Raw genomic sequence first — 19,519 nt, 5'->3', positions numbered from 1 at the left:
CCGACGCACCCGCCGACGACGCACCCGCCGACGTATCCCCCCTCCACTCCCCCCGGGGGCCCCGGCGGGCCGGGTAAGCCGGAGCTCCCGGACACCGGTGGCGATCCCGCGCTCATGGGTGCGGCCGCCGTCAGCGCCGCCCTCATCATCGGTGGAACGCTCGTCTCTCTCCGCGCCGGACGTGTCGTACGCGCCGGACGCCCCGTACGCCGCCACTGACGCGCCGTACTGACGCCCACGTCAACCAAGGCCCCCGCCGTCACCGGTGGGGGTCTTCGGGTTGCTGCACACAGGGGAATTTCGCGACTTTTTCTCCGGCCGGCTCGTTCACCAGGCACAGCAACACCGCACCGTCGTCACGCGCTCGAAGGGCATACGCAGTCATGAACCTGCGAACTCAAGCCGGCATGGGAATCCTCATGACCGCTCTCGCCTCAGCGGCCATGGCCGCCCCCGCGTCCGCCGCCGAGGCGCCTGTGGTCGTTCCGCTCCAGGGTCTGGAGCCGGTGATCCCGATGGACGCCCCCACGGTGGCCACCGGCGTACCGATGCCCAAGCCGGGTGGGCCCACCGGATTTCAGGAGGGCCAGGCCGGCGGGCTGCCGGACGTCACCCTCCCCCGGATGCCGGTCTCCAGCACGATGCCGGAGACCGTCCTCGCCGCCCCGCTGCCCGAGGTCATCGAGGGAAGTGAGCCCGGCACGGCCCTGTTCACGACCCCGAGCTCACCCCTGAAGGCGGTCACCCCCGGCGCCTCGGTCGGCAACCCGGTCGTCGTACCGAGCGGCGACCCGTACGGAGTGCCGGGCCTCACCACGCCCAATGTGGGCGTCCTCACCCCCGCGGTGACCGGGACGCTGGACTCCCAGGGGGGTCTGGCGCAGCCGACGGCCTGACGGCTTTCTGTTGTACGACGAATGGCCCGGCGGGTGAAGGCACGATTCTTCCCCGCCACCCGAGGGGTCGATGCTCGTTACAACAGAAGGCTTGTCGCATGGCCGCGGCCCGCAGATCCAGAAGTTCGCTCCGCCGTATCCGACGGCGGGCGGGCCCGGGTCTGCGGGCCCTCTCTCGATATTTCGCTCGATATTTCGTCCCGTCCGGCCCAAAGGCCGTGACTCCTACGCCGTTGAGGCGTTGAACGGAGATGTCGGCCGTGATTCTCGCGGTCGCCTTTCCACGTCCAAGGAGTTCTTGATGTCTCGCATCGCGAAGGCTGCCGCTGTCCTCGCCGGCACGGGTGCCGTTGCCCTCAGCGGAGCCGGCATGGCCGTCGCCGAATCGGGCGCCCAGGGCCTTGCCGCCAACTCCGGCGGTATCGGCTCCGGCAACGTCGTACAGGTCCCGATCCACATCCCGGTGAACTTCTGCGGCAACACCGTGAACGGCATCGGTCTCGTCAACCCGGCGTTCGGCAACTCCTGCGGGATCGTCGACGGCCACGGTGGCGGCGACGGTGGCTACGGCGGCTGATCCCCGCATCACCGAGCGGCCCCCCGGCAGTGCCGGGGGGCCGCTTCCGTACGCGCGGTCGCCTCGCTACACGTACCGGTAGATCGCGCTGTGATCGAGCATCTGGGCCGGGGTGACGCCCCACGGTCCCATCCGCTCGTCCCGGGCCGCGATCCGGCCGTGCTGCGGGTCGCCGAGCTGCGGTGGCTGTGCCGGAAGGTAGCCCGCCCGAGGGTTGCGCCGCTGCCAGCGTGACCAGAGCAGGTCGACGAAGGAGTGGTGGAGCCAGAAGACCGGGTCGTTGACCGAGGCCCCGCCCAGCATCAGACCGCCGACCCAGCGGTGCACCCGGTTGTGGATGCGGAAGCGCTCGTTGCCCCGGCCAGGGGCCCAGCCCTCCAGGCGGTTGCGGAACCCCGAGGTGCTCGTGGAGTTCCAGGGCGCCACGTCGTACACCGTCTCCCGCATCACCTCGTCCAGCTGTGCCTTGGTGGGCAGTGTGATCGGGTCGCGGGGGCGGCCGAACTCCCTGGTCAGGAAGCGGCCTTCGGTCATGCCGTAGTTCACGGTCCACCGGCCGCCCGCGTAGGCGAACGGGCCGGTCATCACCTGGAGGTCGTCGCCGCGCCCGTTGCCGCCCATGAAATCGTCGCTCCAGAGCGAGGCCGCCGGGGTGTTGTCTCGGGTCCAGTCCCAGTAGGGGACGCTCAACGTCGGGTCCACCCGGCGCAGTGCCCGCTCGAACTCCAGCAGGAACTTGCGGTGCCAGGGCAGAAAACTGGGCGCCATGTGGGCCAGCCGCAGCCGGCCTTCTCCGTCGGAGACGTAGTAGTCGATGTGGGTGCGGACGAACTCGTCGTACGTCCCGTCGCGCTTGAGTTCCAGGACCGCGGAGACGAACTTCTTCCGCTCGGCGCTGGTCAGATCGCGCTGGTTCTTACGTGAGTAGACCACGCGGACTCCCTCCCGGGTGGACGCCGTGGGCCGCCGCGAAGCGGGTCAGTGGCGCGGACCCCAACTCGTCCACGGCCGCGCGGGTGGCCGCCAGGGGCGTCGGATAGGTCTGGTAGTGATCGATGGGGGTGAGATAGCCGCCGTCCGCGCAGCGCATCAGATGCAGCGGCCTGCCGTCGACACGGACCTCCGGGACACCGGCCGGGGTGGTACGGGCATGGATGTGGCGCCCTCCGTACATCTCGTCGAAGAGATCGCCCGCGAAAACGCCGGAGGAATCGCCCGAAAGATCGCCCGAGAGGGCGGGCCGCCCGGCGGGCGTGGCGGCGATACGGGCCAGCGCGCCGCCCGTGAAGGCGGCGACGGCCACGGTGAAGAGGGACCGCAGCGCGACGCGGCGCCGAACGATCATGAGTGATCTCCTGGTGATCGACAAATGCCCTATGGGCACAACGAGGAAAACGCGGCTTCGTTGCGGGGGAAAGGCCAGCCGGGTGAATACCGGCCGATCGAGTGAATTCGGCGCGGAGCGGCCGGCATTCGGCCACTAGCATCCGGACCCATGACTTCTTCCAATGTCGTTTCCGAGGCGCGAAGCTCCTCTCCGCTGGGGAGCCTCTCCGTCGTCTTCTGGACCACCGGCCCCACCGATACCAAGCCGGCAGCCTCGTACCTGATGGTGTATTCGCTCGGCGACGGCAGCGACGGTCCCGAGGCCGGTGCGGAAGCGATGCGGGCCGCCGTGGAGGGCATGGGCCTGACCGTCGGCGGGCCGGTGGTCGATGCGTCCCAGGGGCCCCGGGTCGACGCCCACCTCCTCGTCGAGGCTCAGCAGGCGGTCCTCACCCTGCCGTTCATGAAGCTGCAGTGTTCGGTGCCGGTGGAGTGGGAGGCGGCCGCCAAGGAGCTCGGGCACGTCTACCTGGTCTGCTCCGTCCGCCCCTGGCCCGAGGGCGCGCCCGGCGGGGCGGTTTCGGAGGAGCAGCTGCGGTCGTTCTTCGCCGGCGAGGACCCCCTGGCAGACGGGGCGCATGTGGTGCTGCCGGTACGGCGGCTGCAGGGCTGAGCGGGAGGGGCGGCGTCATGGCGACGGTCAACGTACGGGGCGGGGTGCCGGGGCAGCGGCAGGAGGAGTCCCGGGAGAGCGCCGGAGGGATCGGCGCGAGCCGGGCGCTGGCCTGGCTGCTGGTGGTCACCGGCGCGGCCGGTGTGCTGGCCGCCTGGGTCATCACGATCGACAAGTTCAAGCTCCTGGAGGATCCGAACTTCCAGCCGGGCTGCAGCCTCAACCCGGTCGTCTCCTGCGGCAACATCATGAAGAGCGAGCAGGCGGCGGTGTTCGGCTTCCCGAACCCGCTGCTCGGTCTCGTGACCTTCGGCGCGGTCCTCGCCGTGGGCGCCGGCCTGCTCGCCGGAGCGCGCTACCGCGGCTGGTTCTGGCTCGGGCTGAACGCCGGTATGGGATTCGGCGTCGGATTCTGCACCTGGCTGATGTACCAGTCGCTGTACGAGATCAACGCGCTGTGCCTGTGGTGCTGCCTCACCTGGACCGCCACCCTCGTCATGTTCTGGTACGTGACCGCGCACAACGTCCGTACGGGCGTGGTGCCGGCGCCCGCCGCGCTGAAGGGGTTCCTGGAGGAGTTCACCTTCGCGCTGCCCGTCCTGCACATCGGGATCATCGGGATGCTGATCCTGACCCGCTGGTGGGACTTCTGGACCAGTTGACGTGACCCTCCTCCGCCGGCCGCGGGCCGCACTGATCGTGCTGCTCGCGGTCGTTCTCGCGCTGGTCCTGCCGTACGACCGGCTCGCGCCGGGCACCCGGCACACGGCGGGCGAGCCGCCGGCGCCGCCCGAGCCGGTGACCGTGCCGTCCGGGTTCTTCACCGGCTCCGACGAGGCCGGGGTGCGGCGGATCGCCGAGGTGCAACGCTGGCTCGGGGGCGGCTCGCTGACCGTGGGCCACACGTATCTGCCGGGTGACCGCTGGTCCAACATCGAGGGGCATACGGCGCTCTTCGAGCCGTGGGCGCGCTGGAAGGCCGAGCGGCCGGGGCGGCTCTTCGTCCTGAACGTGCCGTTGCTCGACCGCAACGAGGAGGACCTGCCGGACGACGAGGTCCGGGCCGGGCTGCGGCGCGGCGAGGGGGGCTCCTACGACGACCACTTCCGCACGCTGGGGGAGCGGCTGGTCGCCCATGGGCTCCCCGACGCGGTTCTGGTCCTGGGCTGGGAGATGAACGGCACCACCTACAGCCATCGCTGCGGGCCGGATCCGGAAGCCTGGAAGGCGTACTGGCGGCGGGTCGTGACGGTGCTGCGCGAGGTGCCCGGCCAGCGCTTCCGTTTCGACTTCACCGCGAGCCGGGGGCGGGACGCGGTGGAGTGGCCGCGCTGCTACCCGGGCGACGCGTATGTCGACATCATCGGGCTCGACGCCTATGACCAGCCCGAGGGGCTGACCTTCGAGGGGCAGGTGGTGGAGGAGTTCGGGCTGGAGCACCACGTCCGGTTCGCGGCGGCGCACGGCAAGCCGGTCTCGTACCCGGAGTGGGGGCTGTTCCGCAACGGGGACAACCCGGTGTACGTACGGGGGATGCTCGACTGGTTCACCCGGCACCGGCCGGTCTACCAGACCTTCACCGACTACTGTCCGCACGGCGTGTGGGCGTGTGCGGACAACCCCGAGTCGGCGTGGGTGGTCAGGGGAGCGCTCGGAGCGACAGGCCGCCCTTGAGGGTGTCGAGGGTCCGGTCGAGCAGCGGGATCAGGTCGTCGCTCTGGCCGCGCTCGGCCCAGTAGACGGTCGCCTCGCGCAGCGCGCCGAGGACGGCGGCGGTGAAGACCCGTACCTCCAGGTCGTCGGTGTCGCGGCCGGTGCGCTCGGCGATGGTGTGGGCGAGGAGCTGGGCGGTCTCGGCGGTGGTCTCGGTGAGCCGGGCCCGTACGGCGGGGATCTCCGCCATGAGGCGGGCTCGCAGCCGGGTCTCCTCCGGCTCGTCGGCGAGTGCCGACGTCACCGCTTCGAGGACGACGGCGCGCAGTGACTCCAGCGGTTCCTCGTCGGCCGGGCGGGCGCGCAGCCGGGCGGCCAGGAGCGCGTCGTTCTCGTCGGTGAGGAGGATGTCCTCCTTGACGGGGAAGTAGCGCACGACGGTCGAGGGGGAGACCTCGGCCGCCGCGGCGATCTGTTCGACGGTGCTCGCGTCGTACCCCTGCTCGGCCACGAGCCGGTAGGTCGCCCTGCGGATCGCGGCGCGGGTCCTGAGCTTCTTGCGCTCGCGCAGACTGAGCGGGAGGGGGGTGGGGGATTCGGCGGCCATGGCCGTCATTGTGCTGGTCAGGCGTGCTGGTAGGCCACCAGCGAGATGCCGACGTAGTGGACGGTGAAGGCCGCCAGGGTCAGCGAGTGGAAGACCTCGTGGAAGCCGAACCAGCGCGGGGAGGGGTTGGGGCGCTTCATGGCGTAGATGATGCCGCCCGCGCTGTAGAGCAGTCCGCCGACGATGACGAGGACGAGGACGGCGATGCCGCCGGCCCGCATGAAGTCGGGCAGGAAGAAGACGGCGGCCCAGCCCATCGCGATGTAGCAGGGCGTGTACAGCCAGCGAGGGGCGCCGACCCAGAAGACCCGGAAGGCGATACCGGCCAACGCCGCCGCCCAGACCGCGAACATGAGCGGCCGGCCGGTGGAATCGGGGAGAAGCAGCAGCGTCAACGGGGTATAGGTGCCCGCGATGATCAGGAAGATGTTGGCGTGGTCCAGGCGCCGCAGGACGGCCTCGCCGCGGGGGCCCCAGTTCCCGCGGTGGTACAGCGCGCTGATGCCGAAGAGCAGGCAGGCGGTGAGGACGTAGATGCCGCAGGCGATCCTCGCCCGGGGTGAGTGGGCGAGCGCGACCAGCACGACGCCCGCGACGATCACCGCGGGAAACATACCGGCGTGCAACCAGCCTCTGAGCCGGGGCTTGACGAACTGCTCTATCTCGTTCACCGACGGCATGGCTGAAGTCATGAGACGAATGCTACCTACGCCCCCGTAGGTCCCGGAAAGGAGTGGCGATGCTCACGTGGGCGGCCCTCTGGACATATGGGCGCTTGCATCGGATGATCAAATGAGTGCGGTCGGCACCGGATGAGCGCGAGCGGTCTACCACCGAGAAGCATCCGGGTCGCAGCCCCCAAGGGGCATACATCTGAAACCCCTCATCAAGGAGCAATCGTGGCGCGCGACAACGCGGCTCCCACCACCGTCCCCACCAAGCACCAGGAGCTCGTCTCCTGGGTGAACGAGATCGCAGCGATCACGCAGCCGGACAGCATCGTCTGGTGCGACGGATCCGAGGCCGAGTACGAGCGCCTGTGTGAGGAGCTCGTCGCCAAGGGCACGTTCAAGAAGCTGGACGAGATCAAGCGCCCGAACTCGTACTACGCCGCCTCCGACCCGTCCGACGTCGCGCGCGTCGAGGACCGGACCTTCATCTGCTCCGAGAAGGAGGAGGACGCGGGCCCGACCAACCACTGGAAGGCCCCGGCGGAGATGAAGGAGATCTTCGCCGGCGAGAAGGGCATCTTCCGCGGGTCGATGAAGGGCCGCACGATGTACGTCGTGCCCTTCTGCATGGGCCCCGTCGGCTCGCCGCTGTCCGCGATCGGCGTCGAGATCACCGACTCCGCCTACGTCGCCGTCTCCATGCGCACCATGACCCGCATGGGCCAGGCCGTCCTCGACGAGCTCGGCACCGACGGCTTCTTCGTCAAGGCCGTCCACACCCTCGGTGCGCCGCTCGCCGAGGGCGAGGCCGACGTGCCGTGGCCCTGCAACACCACCAAGTACATCTCGCACTTCCCCGAGACGCGCGAGATCTGGTCGTACGGCTCCGGTTACGGCGGCAACGCCCTGCTCGGCAAGAAGTGCTACGCCCTGCGCATCGCGTCCGTCATGGCGCGCGACGAGGGCTGGCTCGCCGAGCACATGCTGATCCTCAAGCTCACCCCGCCGCATGGCGAGGCGAAGGCCCCCACATACATTGCTGCCGCGTTCCCGTCCGCCTGTGGCAAGACCAACCTCGCCATGCTGGAGCCCACGATCTCCGGCTGGACGGTCGAGACCATCGGTGACGACATCGCCTGGATGCGCTTCGGCGAGGACGGCCGCCTCTACGCGATCAACCCCGAGGCCGGCTTCTTCGGCGTCGCGCCCGGCACCGGCGAGCACACCAACGCCAACGCCATGAAGACCCTCTGGGGCAACGCCGTCTTCACCAACGTCGCGCTGACCGACGACGGCGACGTGTGGTGGGAGGGCATGACCGAGGAGCCCCCGGCCCACCTCACCGACTGGAAGGGCAACGACTGGACGCCGGAGTCCGAGACGCCGGCCGCCCACCCCAACGCCCGCTTCACCGTCCCGGCTTCCCAGTGCCCGATCGCCGCGCCGGAGTGGGAGGACCCGAAGGGCGTGCCGATCTCGGCGATCCTCTTCGGTGGCCGCCGCGCCTCCGCCGTCCCGCTGGTGACCGAGTCCTTCGACTGGAACCACGGTGTCTTCCTCGGTGCGAACGTCGCCTCCGAGAAGACCGCCGCCGCCGAGGGCAAGGTCGGCGAGCTGCGCCGCGACCCGTTCGCCATGCTGCCGTTCTGCGGCTACAACATGGGCGACTACATGGCCCACTGGGTCAAGGTCGGCGCCGACGCGGAGCAGGCCAAGCTGCCGAAGATCTACTACGTGAACTGGTTCCGCAAGAACGACGCGGGCAAGTTCGTCTGGCCCGGCTTCGGCGAGAACAGCCGTGTCCTGAAGTGGATCGTGGAGCGCCTGGAGGGCAAGGCCGAGGGCGTCGAGACCCCGATCGGCATCCTGCCGACCGTCGAGTCCCTCGACACCGACGGCCTGGACCTGCCGGCGGAGGACCTGGAGTTCCTGCTCAAGGTCGACCGCGAGGTCTGGCGCGAGGAGGCCGCCCTGGTCCCCGAGCACCTCAACACCTTCGGTGACCACACGCCGAAGGAGCTGTGGGACGAGTACCGCGCGCTGGTCGAGCGCCTGGGCTGATCCCGCACCGCAGACTCGTGGCGGGTCGCCCCGAACACCGCCCTGACCAGTGGGGTCACGAACGGCCCGCCACGACGCACACCGGCCCCCGAGCCCCCTCACGGCCTCGGGGGCCGGTGCTTTTCCCGATGGCGAGCCGGCCCCCCTATACCGTGATCGCCTCGGGGAGGGGGTGCGGAGATGCCGCGCTGGGCGATCGTTCTGCTCGTGGTGACGGGTTCGCTGGTGGTGCTGGTGCCGGTCGGCCTGCTGGCCGCCTACGTCTACGCCTACGGGGAGAACCACAAGGACATGCGTTTTCCGTCGCAGGACGTCACCGTGACCGGCTGCACGCTGGATCCGGAGTCGCGGCGGCCGGTGGCCGAACTGGGAGTCACCAGCCAGGCGCAGCGCAGGGGGACCTACACCATCACGCTGGAGTTCCAGGACGGGCAGGGCGCGGTGGTCGGCAGCGGCACCGCGGTCGTCGAGGATCTGGCGACGGGAGCTTCCGAGCGGACCGTCGTCGTCGGCGCGAACGCGGGCGGGAGTGGGGCGCCGCAGTGCGTCGTCGCGGATGTGGACTTCGAGGCGACGAAGCCGGTGGGCACGCCCTCGTAGGGCGTGGTGGTGGCGCCCGGTCCGCGGGCCTCCGCGGCGCGCGGACCGGGGCCGTCAGGGGGCGCTGACCAGCTCGGCGGAGGTCAGGGCTTCGGTGTGCGCGTCCATGCGCTCGGCGGCGAGGATCGCGGCGGCCGTGTCGGCACGGGAGGCGGCGACGACCAGGGCGCGGCCCGCGAGGGCGTGCGCGCGGCGGTGCAGGGACGGGGCGGGGGAGCCGCTCAGTCCGGCGTGGCGGGCCGGCGGCGCGCCACGCAGCCGTGCCACCTGCTCGGCGATGAGGTCGCCGGCGGCCGCGTCACCCAGCTCGTCCGTGACGGCGAGCAGGGCGGCGAGGTGTCCGGCGAGCTGGATGTCCAGCTCCTCCTCGCGGGAGCGGTGCGGGTACGCGTCCGGGGCGTCGTCGGCCATCCGGTGGACCGACTTGGTGCGGATCGGTTCGTACATGGGGATGGCCTCCTGCAGTAGCTCTGCGGCCATCCTAGCTTAGATCTCGTCTAAAGTTGAGTGTGGTCCGGGAGGCGCGCCGTCAGGGCTGGCTGTAGCCGTCCAGGAAGGTACCGATCCGGGTCACCGCGTCCGCCAGGTCCGTGGCGTTCGGAAGCGTCACGATCCGGAAGTGGTCCGGCTCGTGCCAGTTGAAGCCCGTGCCGTGCACGACCATGATCTTCTCGGCCCGCAGCAGGTCGAGGACCATCTGACGGTCGTCCTTGATCTTGTAGACGTTCGGGTCGAGGCGCGGGAAGAGATACAGCGCGCCCTTCGGCTTCACACAGGTCACACCCGGGATCTGGGTCAGCAGGTCGTACGCCGTGTCGCGCTGTTCGAGCAGCCGGCCGCCGGGCAGCACCAGATCCTCGATCGACTGCCGCCCCTGGAGCGCGGCGGCCACCGCGTGCTGCGCCGGCATGTTGGCGCACAGCCGCATGTTCGCGAGGATCGTCAGCCCCTCGATGTACGAGGTGGCGTGGGCCTTGGGGCCGCAGACCGCGAGCCAGCCGGAGCGGAAGCCGGCCACCCGGTAGTTCTTGCTCATGCCGTTGAACGTGAGCACGAGCAGGTCGGGCGCGAGGGCGGCGGTGGGCGTGTGCGTGGTGCCGTCGTAGAGGATCTTGTCGTAGATCTCGTCCGAACAGACGACCAGGTTGTGGCGCCGGGCGATCTCGGTGAGGGACCGGAGCATCTCGTCGTCGTAGACGGCGCCCGTGGGGTTGTTCGGGTTGATGATCACGATCGCCTTGGTGCGGTCGGTGATCTTCCGTTCGATGTCGGCGAGGTCCGGCATCCAGTCCGCCTGCTCGTCACAGCGGTAGTGCACGGCCGTACCGCCCGCCAGCGAGACCGAGGCCGTCCACAGCGGGTAGTCGGGGGCGGGGACCAGCACCTCGTCGCCGTCGTCGAGCAGCGCCTGCATCGACATCTGGATCAGCTCGGAGACGCCGTTGCCGAGGTAGATGTCCTCGACGGAGAGCGGGATGCCCTTGGTCTCGTAGTGGCTCATCACCGCGCGGCGGGCGGAGAGCAGACCCTTCGCGTCGCCGTAACCGTGCGCACCGGCGAGGTTGCGCAGCACGTCCTCGAGGATGGCCGGCGGGCACTCGAAACCGAAAGCGGCCGGGTTGCCGGTGTTGAGCTTGAGGATGCGATGACCGGCAGCCTCCAGCCGCATCGCCTCTTCGAGCACCGGGCCGCGGATTTCGTAACAGACGTTGGCGAGCTTCGTGGACTGGATCACCTGCATGTCGAGAGCTTACGGCGGGTCGTGACCGGACGCCTCGTGTTTTGGGACACGTCGGGCACCCCGAGCGCGTCCGTACGGCCCCCGGCACCGCCTCCACCAGGCATTTTCCGCCGGCCACCGGGTCCGCCCGGATCGCGGCGGTCAGGATAGGTTGACCCGTCATGTGGGTGTTGAGTGCCTCCGGATGCCGGTGGCTGGGTGCGGCCGGATCGCTCGCCGTCGCCGTGGGCGGTCTCGCGGCCGGAACGCTTCCGGTGCGCGAGCCCTGGGGCCTCTGGGTGGCGCGCGGATCGTCGACGACCGTCGCCGCCGCCGTCCTCGCGTACCTCGGGCTGACGCTGCTCGTGGCGGCCTGGTGGCGGTACGGGCGGCTGCTCGCCGAGGGGGTACGGGACCGGGTCCTGGTGACCCTCGCGTGCTGGACCGCACCGCTGCTCCTCGCCCCGCCGCTGTACAGCGCCGACGTCTACAGCTACATCGCCCAGGGCGCGATGGTCCTGGAAGGGCACGACGTCTACGGCGCGGGCCCCTCCGTCCTCGGCCCCGACGACCTGGGCGCGGACGCCGCCGACAGCGTCGGGGGCCACTGGACCGACACCCCGGCGCCGTACGGCCCCGTCTTCCTCGTCCTGGCGCAGGCGGTGGTGAAGCTGACGGGCGGCGAGATCGTGCCGGCGGTGTTCGGCATGCGGCTGATCGCGCTGGGCGCGCTCGCGCTGATCGTGTGGGCGGTACGGGGCCTCGGGGGCGGCGTGGGCGGGCTCTGGCTGACGGCGCTGAACCCGCTGCTGCTGATCCATGTCGTCGGCGGCATGCACAACGACGGCCTGATGATCGGTCTGATGCTGAGCGGCGTGCTGCTCGCGGTGCGGGGCCGGTGGGTGCTCGGCAGTGTCCTCGTCGGGCTCGCGATGATGATCAAGTCACCGGCGGCGGTGGCCCTGCTCTTCATCGGCGTGATGATGGCGCGAGGCCATGGAGTGCGCGGCGTGGCGAAGGGGCTCGTCCTGCCGGGGGCCGTCGCGGCGGCGGTCGCCGCGGGGGCGACGGTCCTGGCCGGGACCGGCTTCGGCTGGCTGCGGACCCAGAGCGTCGCCGGGACCATCCACACCGCGCTGTCGGTCACGAGCGACGTGGGACTGGCGCTCGGCCTGCTGGTCGGGGACGACCCCGACCCGGTGAAGGGCGCGGTCCAGACACTCGGGCTTTTCGCGGCAGCGGTGATCATTCTGGCGCTCGCGTGGCGGACCTATCGCGGCCTGCTCGATCCGGTCCTCGGACTCGGCCTCGCCCTGCTCGCGCTCGTCGCGCTCTCGCCGATGGTGCAGCCCTGGTACCTGCTGTGGGGGACGGCGGCGGTCGGGGCGGTGGCCTGGCGCACCCGCCCGGGCCGGCTCCTCGCGGTGCTTTCGGCCGCCCTGACGTACGAGACGGCGCCGTCGGGGCACACACCGGCGTACGGGTTCGTGCTGGCGGGGGTGGTGCTGGTGCTGGGGCTGGGCTGGATGCGGCGGAAGCCGTGGGCGACGGCGGAAGGGGTCCGGGACCGGAGCGTGGGGGGTGTCCGGACGTAAGGCGTCGGAACTCGCGCGCAGCGCGGTGAGACGCAGTCCGGACACCCCCCACCGGAGGGCCCGGACCCCGGCCCCGACCCGGCACCGGCCCCGTGGTCGCCGGGCCCTCGGAGCGGACGCGCCCGCAGGGGCGCTGTCCGTTGTGCCCACCCGTTCCGCCCCAGCGGAACGATTGCCCACAACGGAGGCCGGTCAGGGCCACGGCGTGCGGCGCACCGAGCGGCCCGCCAGGACGTCCGTCCGCTTGCCGTCCTCGATCACGAACTTTCCGTCGATCAGGACGTGCGGGATGCCGACCGGCAGGGTGCGCGGGGCCTTGAAGGTCGAGCCGGGGGCGACCGTCGCCGGGTCGAAGAGGACCAGGTCCGCGCGGTGGCCCTCGCGGACCAGGCCGCGGTCCGGCAGACGTAGACGGGCCGCCGGACGGGAGGTCAGGTGGGCCACGCACTCCTCCAGGGAGAGCACGCCCAGCTCGCGCACGTACCGGCCGAGATACTGCGGGAACGTGCCGTACGCCCGAGGGTGCGGCTTGAACCCCTGCAGGATGCCGTCCGATCCACCGGTGTGGACCCGGTGGCGCATGATCGTCCGGACGTTCTCCTCGTGGCCCACGTGCTGGAGGATCGTCGAGCCCAGCCGGTCGTCGATCAGGAGCCGGCGGGCGGTGGCCCAGGGGGCCTCCTCCCGCATCCGCGCGGACTGCGCGATCGTCCTGCCGACGCAGGACGCGAGCCCCGGGTCGCTGACCCCCGAGATCTCGATGGTGTCCCACTCGATCGGGACGCCGTGGCAGCCGTCCGAGCCGATCTCCTCCAGGTGGTGGCGGATCCGCTCCGCCGTCTCCTCGTCCCGCAGCCGCTCCAGCACCGCCTCCGGCCCGCCCTCGCTCGCCCAGCTCGGCAGCATCGCGACGAGCGTGGTGCAGCCGGGGGTGTACGGGTAGGTGTCGAGGGAGATGTCGGCGCCCTCGTCGAGGGCCCGGTCGAGAAGGGTCAGCAGGTCGGGCGCCCTGCCCTTGTTCACGCCGAAGTTCATCGTCGCGTGGGCGAGGTGCAGTGCGCAGCCGGCGTCGCGGGTGAGGGTGACCATCTCCTCGTACGCCTGGAGCGCGCCGGCGCCGTACGAGCGGTGGTGCGGGCAGTAGTAGCCGCCGTACCGCGCCACGACCTTGCAGAGCTCGGTGAGTTCGGCGTCGGGCGCGTACATGCCGGGGGTGTAGGTGAGTCCCGAGGACATGCCGACGGCGCCCTGTTCCATGCCCTCGGCGACGAGCTGCCGCATCCGGTTCAGTTCGGCGTCGGTGGCCGGGCGGTCGTCCCAGCCGACGGCGTGCATCCGGACCGTCCCCTGGGGGATCAGATAGGCCGCGTTGACGGCGATGCCGCGGTCGAGGCGGTCGAGGTACTCGCCGACCGTGCGCCAGTCGAAGTCGATGTCGGAGCCGTCGCCGTTCCAGCCGGTGATCGCCCGGCGGACCTCCGCGAGCGTGCGGTCGTCCACCGGCGCGTACGAGAGGCCGTCCTGACCCAGGACTTCGAGGGTCACGCCCTGCGCGGCCTTCGCGCTGTGGTCCGGGTCGCGGAGCAGCGCGAGGTCGCTGTGGGCGTGCATGTCGATGAAGCCGGGGGAGAGGGCGAGACCCTCGGCGTCCATGACGCGCCGGGCGGTGGGGCGTTGGCAGCCGGCCGCCGCGCCCTCCTTCACTATCGCGGCGATACGGCCGCCGTCGAGGGCGACGTCGGCGCGGTAGGAGGGGCCTCCACTGCCGTCGACGACCTCCGCGTCGCGGATGACGAGATCCATGGGGGGCTCCCTGGGTCTAGAAGAAGGTACGGATGTAGTCGACGACCGTGCCGTCCGCCTCGACCAGCGGGATCAACTGCCACTTGTCGAAGGATGTGCAGGGGTGGGACAGGCCCATGCCGAGCCAGTCGCCGACCTCGATCCCGGCGTCGGGCGCGGTACGGATCCAGCCGTGCTGGTCGGAGAGGCCGGTGACGGTGATGCCGGTGGCGGGGCGCTGCGAGCCGTCGCGGGCGGAGCGGACCACCTGCGCCTCGGGCAGGTCCAGGTCGTAGGCCGCGTCCCGCTTCCCCGCGTTGGTGAACGCCTGCTCGGCGGAGGGGCGCGAGACGACCTGCGCCCAGAGCCGGAAGGCGGGCTGGAGCGCGCCCTCGTCGGGGACCCGGTTGAAGGGGGTGAGGTGGCGGTAGTGGCCGTCGTCGTGCGAGACGTACGCGCCGGAGCGCAGCAGCTTCAGGACGGGGAGGGAGAGTTCGGGGATCTCGGCGAAGACGTCGGCGACCGCGTCGAACCAGGCGCTGCCGCCCGCGCTGATCACGATCTCGTCGAGGCCGGTACCGGAGAAGCGGCCGGCCTTGTCGAGGTCGGCGGCGAGCGACACCAGCCGGTTCAGCCACTCCCGTACGCGGTCGGACGTGGCCTGCGGGACCTCGCCCTCGTAGCCGGCGACGCCGACCAGGCGCAGGGTGGTGGTCGCCGCCACGGCGTCGGCGACGGCGGTGCAGTCGGCTTCCGTACGGGCTCCGGTACGGGCTCCCTCGCCCGCGCCGAGCTCCACGACGACGTCGACCGGGCGGGCGGCGCCGGCCTCGGTCAGGGCCGCGTCCATCAGCTCGACCCCGCGCACCGAGTCGACGTAGCAGATGAAGCGGAAGTCGGGGTCGGCGTCGAGCTCGGCCGCGAGCCAGCGAAGGGCGGGCGCGTCGACGAGCTCGTTGGCGAGGAAGATCCGGGCGATGCCGTGGGCGCGGTAGACGCGGACCTGGTGCGGGACGGCGGCGGTGATGCCCCAGGCGCCGTGCTCCAGTTGGCGGTCGAAGAGCTGGGGCGCCATCGACGTCTTGCCGTGCGGGGCGAAGGCGAGGCCGTGGCGCTCGGCGTAGGTCTCCAGGAGGCGGAGGTTGTGCTCGACGGACTCGGCGGAGAGGGCGAGGACGGGGGTGGTGAAGCCGTCGGTGAAGAGGTTGCGGCGCTGGGCGGCCAGCTCGCCGACGGTCAGGCCCTCGGCGTCCGGGGGCAGGCCCTTGAAGCGGTGGTCGACGCGCTCGTTCGCCAGCTGCTCGGTGGCCTTGTCGGCGGGCATGGGGGACCTCCTCGGTGCGTTGCATTATGTGCAACGGTCATTGCGCATATCGCTTGTTGCTGTCTAACATCCGGGCCAACGCCGGGTCAATGGACCCGCATGATCGACGAGGAGCCCCGAAGGTGACCGGAACCCCGCCCGTGGACGTCGTCTGCCTCGGCGAGTCCATGGTCACCTTTCTGCCCACCCGGCCGGGCCGCCTCGCCGACGTCCCCTCCTTCACCCGTACCATCGGCGGCGCCGAGTCCAACGTGGCCTGCGCGCTGGCGGCGGCCGGACACCGCGTGAAGTGGGTCAGCCGGGTGGGGGAGGACGGCTTCGGCGACCACCTGGTCCGGGCGATCGGGGCCTACGGGGTGGACGTCTCCGCGGTCGGTCGCGACACCGCGCGGCCGACCGGGGTCTACTTCCGTACCGCCACCGACCGGGCGACCGACGAGCACGAGGTCGTGTACTACCGGGCGGGCTCGGCGGCCTCCGCGATGTCGCCGGGGACCGTGCCGTACGACTCCGTCACGGACGGCCGGATCCTCCACCTCTCCGGAATCACGGCGGCCCTGTCGGACGACTGCCTGGCGCTGGTGCGCGAGCTGCTCGCGCCCCGGCCGGGCCGGCCGCCGGTCTCCTTCGACATGAACTTCCGCGCCGGCCTCTGGGCCGACCCCGCCGCCGGCGGCCGCACCCTGCTGGAACTGGCCCGGGCCGCCGACCTCGTCTTCGTCGGCGCGGACGAGGCGGAGGAGGCGTGGGGACTGCGGGGCGCCGCCGCCATCGCCGACGCCCTGCCCGGGCCCTCCCTCGTCGTCGTCAAGCTCGGCAAGGGCGGGGCCATCGCCTTCGACCGCAGGCCGCGGGCGCGCGGGGGCACGGAGGACACCGACGCCACCGCCACCCTCGTCCGCGCCCCCCGGGTCGACGTCGTCGCACCCGTCGGCGCCGGGGACGCCTTCGCCGCCGGGTTCCTCTCCGCGACCCTCCGAGGGCTGCCCGTACGCGACCGGCTCCGGCACGGGCACCTCATGGCCGCCGCCGCCCTCACCGTCCCCGGCGACCTCGGGCACCCGCCCACCCGCCGCCCGGCCGCCACCCCCCACGGAGCCGCTTCCCAGCGCTCCTCCTGGATCGCGCACGCCGACCGGCTCGTCGCCCTCGACGACGAGGCCTGGGGGACACTTCACCTCGGCCCCGGCTGGACGGGGGAGGACCAGGAGGTACGTACGCCATGAGCCAGACCGTCGACCGCGCGCTGAGCATCCTGCCGCTGCTCGCGCAGGGCCCCGCCGACCTCGGACAGGTCGCCGACCGGCTCGGGGTGCACAAGTCCACCGCCCTGCGCCTGCTGCGCACCCTCCACGAGCACGGACTCGTCTACCGCCAGCAGGACCAGCGCTACCGCCTCGGCGCCCGCCTCTTCGCGCTCGCCCAGGAAGCCGTCGAGAACCTCGACATCCGCGAGATCGCCCACCCCCACCTCACCGCGCTCAACGAACAGATCGGACACACCGTCCATCTCGCGGTGTACGAGGAGGGCGAGGTCCTCTACATCGACAAGGTCGAGAGCCGCTACCCGGTCCGGATGTACTCGCGCATCGGCAAGCCCGTCGCGATCACCGTCGCCGCCGTCGCCAAGCTGCTCCTCGCCGACCTCCCCGAGCCCGAGCGGCGCACCCTCGCCGCCAAGCTCGACTACCCCATGTACACGCCCCGTTCGATCCCGAACGCCGCCGCCTTCCTCCAGGAGCTGGCGACCGTACGCGAACAGGGCTGGGCCACCGACCTCGGTGGCCACGAGGAGTCCATCAACTGCGTCGGCGCCCCCATCCGCGGCGCCGACGGCCGGGTCGCCGCCGCCATGTCGGTCTCGGCACCCAATGTGGTCGTGACGGCCGAGGAACTCCTCACCCTGCTCCCGCTGGTGCGCCGCACCGCCGACGCCATCAGCCGTGACTACTCAGGCAAGGACCACGCATGACCGAGAAGACCGCCCTCACCCCCGCCACCCACACCGCCCCGCCGGCGAAGTTCTCGCACGGCGTCAGGAAGGGCAACATCCTCCAGGTCGCCGGACAGGTCGGCTTCCTGCCCGCCGTCGAGGGCCAGGCGCCCACCCCGGCCGGTCCGACCCTGCGCGAGCAGACCCTCCAGACCTTCGCCAACGTCAAGGCGATCCTGGAGGAGGGCGGCGCGAGCTGGGACGACGTGATGATGATGCGCGTCTACCTCACCGACGTCGACCACTTCGCCGAGATGAACGAGATCTACAACGCGTACTTCGAGGAGCAGGGCCTCAAGGCCCCCGCCTCCGCCCGTACGACGGTCTACGTCGGCCTTCCCAAGGGCCTCCTCATCGAGATCGACGCCCTCGCGGTCCTCGACTGAACCTGAGCTGATTCTGCTGAAACCGCCGCTCCACGGCACGGCGTTCGTCCCCGGGACGCCGTGCCGCGCTCCCCCCTACCCAAAAACGCGAGGTCCCCGCCATGACCCCCACCGCTCCGCCACCCCACACCGGTGGTCTCCTGCTCCTGATTCCCGGCACGCCCGGCCTGCTCACCGTCGCCGCTCTCGGGATAGCCCTCCTGCTCGTCCTGATCATCAAGGTGAGGCTGCAGCCCTTCGTCGCGCTGCTCGCCGTCTCCATCGGCGTCGGCCTCGCCGCCGGTCTCTCCGTCACCGAACTCTTCGGCACCGTCCAGAAGTCCGCCGCCACCTCCGTCATCGAGAACGGCATGGGCGGCATCCTCGGCCATGTCGCCATCATCATCGGCCTGGGCACCATGCTCGGCGCGATACTCGAGGTCTCCGGCGGCGCCGAGGTGCTGTCCTCCCGCCTCCTGGGCCTCTTCGGCGAGAAGCGCGCCCCGCTCGCCATGGGCCTCACCGGCCTCATCTTCGGCATCCCGGTCTTCTTCGACGTCGGCATCTTCGTCCTCGCGCCGATCGTCTACGCCGCCGCCAACCGATCCGGCAAATCGATCCTGCTCTACTGCATGCCGCTGCTCGCCGGTCTGTCCATGACCCACGCCTTCCTGCCGCCGCACCCCGGCCCGGTCGCCGCCGCCGGCCTGCTCCACGTCTCCCTCGGCTGGGTCATCCTCATGGGCGTCGTCGTCGGCCTTCCCGCCGTCCTCGCCGCCTGGGCCTACGCCGCCTGGATCGGCAGGCGCATCTTCGTCGAGGTCCCGCAGGACATGCTGGAGGCCGCGGAGGAGGCCAGGGCGAAGGTCGCCGCCGAGCGCAGCGGCGCCGCCTCCGAGGCGCCGGTCGCGCTCTCCACGGTCCTCTTCATCATCGGTACGCCGCTGGTCCTCATCCTCGCCGCGACCTTCTCCTCCATCGCCCTGGACGAGTCGACGCTCCGCTCGGTGGTCGAGTTCTTCGGCAGCCCGTTCGTCGCCCTGACGATCGCGCTGGTCCTCGCGTACTACCTGCTCGGCATCCGGCGCGGCTGGTCCCGCAAGTCCCTGGAGCAGGTGTCGACGTCGTCCCTCAAGCCGGTCGGCAACATCCTGCTCGTCGTCGGCGCCGGCGGTGTCTTCGGCGCCGTCCTCAAGGCGAGCGGCGTGGCCCAGGCGCTCTCCGACACCTTCAACGACGTGGGCCTGCCCGTCATCGTCCTCGCCTACCTGATCTCGCTCGTCCTGCGGGTCGCGCAGGGCTCGGCGACCGTCGCGATCGTCACCACGGCCGGCATCGTCCTGCCGCTGGTCGAGGGCGGCGACCACTCGCAGGCCTTCCTCGCCCTCGTCATCATGGCGATCTCGGCCGGTTCGATCTTCGCCTCGCACGTCAACGACGGCGGCTTCTGGATCGTCGCCAAGTACTTCGGGATCTCGGAACGGGACACCCTGAAGTCCTGGACGGTCCTGGAATCGGTCCTCTCCCTGGCCGGCTTCGCGGTCGCGGCGGCCCTCAGCCTCGCCGTCTAGGGGCGAGGCGCGGGCGAGGCGCCGCCGGGCGAGGCACACATGGGCGCGGAGGCGCCGCCGGGCGAGGCACCCGCTGGCCATGCACTGGCGCCCCCGGTACTCCTG

Annotated in this window: 20 protein-coding genes and 1 pseudogene; 13 read left to right on the top strand and 8 right to left on the bottom strand. The window is 71.2% G+C overall.

What is annotated here, in order from left to right:
* The 3 genes and pseudogenes from J7E93_RS04725 to J7E93_RS04715 all read left to right on the top strand — a co-directional run.
* Positions 1-219 (top strand): annotated as a pseudogene (locus tag J7E93_RS04725) (hypothetical protein); the annotation flags it as partial.
* 200 nt (positions 220-419) lie between these two features.
* Positions 420-896, top strand: a complete 477-nt coding sequence (locus tag J7E93_RS04720) for a hypothetical protein (RefSeq protein WP_251066043.1) — start codon at positions 420-422, stop codon at positions 894-896.
* Between the two features lie 301 nt (positions 897-1,197).
* Positions 1,198-1,473 carry a chaplin gene (locus J7E93_RS04715; RefSeq protein WP_215065964.1) on the top strand — a complete coding sequence of 92 codons (276 nt, stop codon included), beginning with the start codon at positions 1,198-1,200 and terminating at the stop codon, positions 1,471-1,473.
* 66 nt (positions 1,474-1,539) lie between these two features.
* Here J7E93_RS04715 and J7E93_RS04710 read toward each other — a convergent pair whose 3' ends face one another.
* Together J7E93_RS04710 and J7E93_RS04705 are read right to left on the bottom strand one after the other, a co-directional pair.
* A complete protein-coding gene (locus J7E93_RS04710) occupies positions 1,540-2,406 on the bottom strand; it encodes a tyrosinase family protein (RefSeq protein WP_215065963.1) in 867 nt (288 codons plus the stop codon).
* Complete coding sequence (locus tag J7E93_RS04705) at positions 2,390-2,818, bottom strand: tyrosinase cofactor (RefSeq protein ID WP_215065962.1); 429 nt, start codon at positions 2,816-2,818, stop codon at positions 2,390-2,392. The genes J7E93_RS04710 and J7E93_RS04705 overlap by 17 nt, the downstream gene beginning before the upstream one ends.
* A gap of 150 nt (positions 2,819-2,968) precedes the next feature.
* Here J7E93_RS04705 and J7E93_RS04700 point away from each other — a divergent pair, with 150 nt between their 5' ends.
* Genes J7E93_RS04700 through J7E93_RS04690 form a run of 3 tightly spaced genes read left to right on the top strand, consistent with a single transcriptional unit; the run spans position 2,969 to position 5,146 of the window.
* Entirely contained in the window at positions 2,969-3,472 is a 504-nt protein-coding gene (locus J7E93_RS04700) for a DUF5949 family protein (RefSeq protein WP_215065961.1), read from the top strand.
* A gap of 17 nt (positions 3,473-3,489) precedes the next feature.
* The gene (locus tag J7E93_RS04695) at positions 3,490-4,134 is read left to right on the top strand and encodes a vitamin K epoxide reductase family protein (protein WP_215065960.1); all 645 of its coding nucleotides are present in this window, start codon (positions 3,490-3,492) and stop codon (positions 4,132-4,134) included.
* A 1-nt stretch (position 4,135) separates the two neighbouring features.
* The gene (locus tag J7E93_RS04690) at positions 4,136-5,146 is read left to right on the top strand and encodes a glycosyl hydrolase (RefSeq protein WP_215065959.1); all 1,011 of its coding nucleotides are present in this window, start codon (positions 4,136-4,138) and stop codon (positions 5,144-5,146) included.
* Here J7E93_RS04690 and J7E93_RS04685 read toward each other — a convergent pair.
* Together J7E93_RS04685 and J7E93_RS04680 are read right to left on the bottom strand one after the other, a co-directional pair.
* Positions 5,112-5,741, bottom strand: coding sequence for a TetR family transcriptional regulator (locus J7E93_RS04685; protein WP_215065958.1), 630 nt, complete (start codon positions 5,739-5,741; stop codon positions 5,112-5,114). The genes J7E93_RS04690 and J7E93_RS04685 overlap by 35 nt on opposite strands.
* 8 nt (positions 5,742-5,749) lie before the next feature.
* Entirely contained in the window at positions 5,750-6,424 is a 675-nt protein-coding gene (locus J7E93_RS04680; RefSeq protein WP_215065957.1) for a hemolysin III family protein, read from the bottom strand.
* 207 nt (positions 6,425-6,631) lie between these two features.
* Between J7E93_RS04680 and J7E93_RS04675 the strand changes: the two genes are divergently transcribed.
* Both J7E93_RS04675 and J7E93_RS04670 read left to right on the top strand, forming a co-directional pair.
* Entirely contained in the window at positions 6,632-8,464 is a 1,833-nt protein-coding gene (locus J7E93_RS04675; RefSeq protein ID WP_215065956.1) for a phosphoenolpyruvate carboxykinase (GTP), read from the top strand.
* Positions 8,465-8,644: 180 nt separating this feature from the next.
* On the top strand, positions 8,645-9,064 hold the full coding sequence (locus tag J7E93_RS04670; RefSeq protein WP_215065955.1) for a hypothetical protein: 420 nt from the start codon (positions 8,645-8,647) through the stop codon (positions 9,062-9,064).
* Positions 9,065-9,118: 54 nt separating this feature from the next.
* Here the strand turns inward: J7E93_RS04670 and J7E93_RS04665 are convergent, their stop codons facing one another.
* Positions 9,119-9,511: a hypothetical protein gene (locus tag J7E93_RS04665; protein WP_215065954.1), complete on the bottom strand. Its 393-nt coding sequence runs from the start codon at positions 9,509-9,511 to the stop codon at positions 9,119-9,121.
* An 82-nt stretch (positions 9,512-9,593) separates the two neighbouring features.
* Positions 9,594-10,805: a pyridoxal phosphate-dependent aminotransferase gene (locus J7E93_RS04660; RefSeq protein ID WP_215065953.1), complete on the bottom strand. Its 1,212-nt coding sequence runs from the start codon at positions 10,803-10,805 to the stop codon at positions 9,594-9,596.
* Between the two features lie 161 nt (positions 10,806-10,966).
* Here J7E93_RS04660 and mptB point away from each other — a divergent pair, with 161 nt between their 5' ends.
* Complete coding sequence (gene mptB, locus J7E93_RS04655) at positions 10,967-12,379, top strand: polyprenol phosphomannose-dependent alpha 1,6 mannosyltransferase MptB (protein ID WP_215065952.1); 1,413 nt, start codon at positions 10,967-10,969, stop codon at positions 12,377-12,379.
* Positions 12,380-12,571: 192 nt separating this feature from the next.
* On the opposite strand, the gene J7E93_RS04650 is transcribed toward mptB, so the two are convergent.
* Complete coding sequence (locus J7E93_RS04650) at positions 12,572-14,182, bottom strand: amidohydrolase family protein (protein ID WP_215065951.1); 1,611 nt, start codon at positions 14,180-14,182, stop codon at positions 12,572-12,574.
* 16 nt (positions 14,183-14,198) lie between these two features.
* Positions 14,199-15,485, bottom strand: a complete 1,287-nt coding sequence (locus tag J7E93_RS04645) for an amino acid deaminase (protein WP_215065950.1) — start codon at positions 15,483-15,485, stop codon at positions 14,199-14,201.
* 122 nt (positions 15,486-15,607) lie between these two features.
* Between J7E93_RS04645 and J7E93_RS04640 the strand changes: the two genes are divergently transcribed.
* From J7E93_RS04640 to J7E93_RS04625, 4 genes are all read left to right on the top strand, one after another.
* Positions 15,608-16,711 carry a sugar kinase gene (locus tag J7E93_RS04640; RefSeq protein WP_308367770.1) on the top strand — a complete coding sequence of 368 codons (1,104 nt, stop codon included), beginning with the start codon at positions 15,608-15,610 and terminating at the stop codon, positions 16,709-16,711.
* The gene (locus tag J7E93_RS04635) at positions 16,708-17,457 is read left to right on the top strand and encodes an IclR family transcriptional regulator (RefSeq protein WP_215065948.1); all 750 of its coding nucleotides are present in this window, start codon (positions 16,708-16,710) and stop codon (positions 17,455-17,457) included. The genes J7E93_RS04640 and J7E93_RS04635 overlap by 4 nt, the downstream gene beginning before the upstream one ends.
* Positions 17,454-17,864, top strand: a complete 411-nt coding sequence (locus J7E93_RS04630; RefSeq protein ID WP_158989855.1) for a RidA family protein — start codon at positions 17,454-17,456, stop codon at positions 17,862-17,864. Before J7E93_RS04635 ends, J7E93_RS04630 begins: the two co-directional genes overlap by 4 nt.
* Before the next feature lie 101 nt (positions 17,865-17,965).
* Positions 17,966-19,414, top strand: a complete 1,449-nt coding sequence (locus tag J7E93_RS04625; protein WP_215065947.1) for a GntP family permease — start codon at positions 17,966-17,968, stop codon at positions 19,412-19,414.
* Positions 19,415-19,519: the final 105 nt, after the last annotated feature.

The sequence above is a fragment of the Streptomyces sp. ISL-36 genome (assembly GCF_018614205.1).
Lineage (GTDB): Bacteria > Actinomycetota > Actinomycetes > Streptomycetales > Streptomycetaceae > Streptomyces.
Note: the sequence above shows the minus strand (reverse complement) of the source record. Positions and strands in the feature narration are given on the sequence as shown.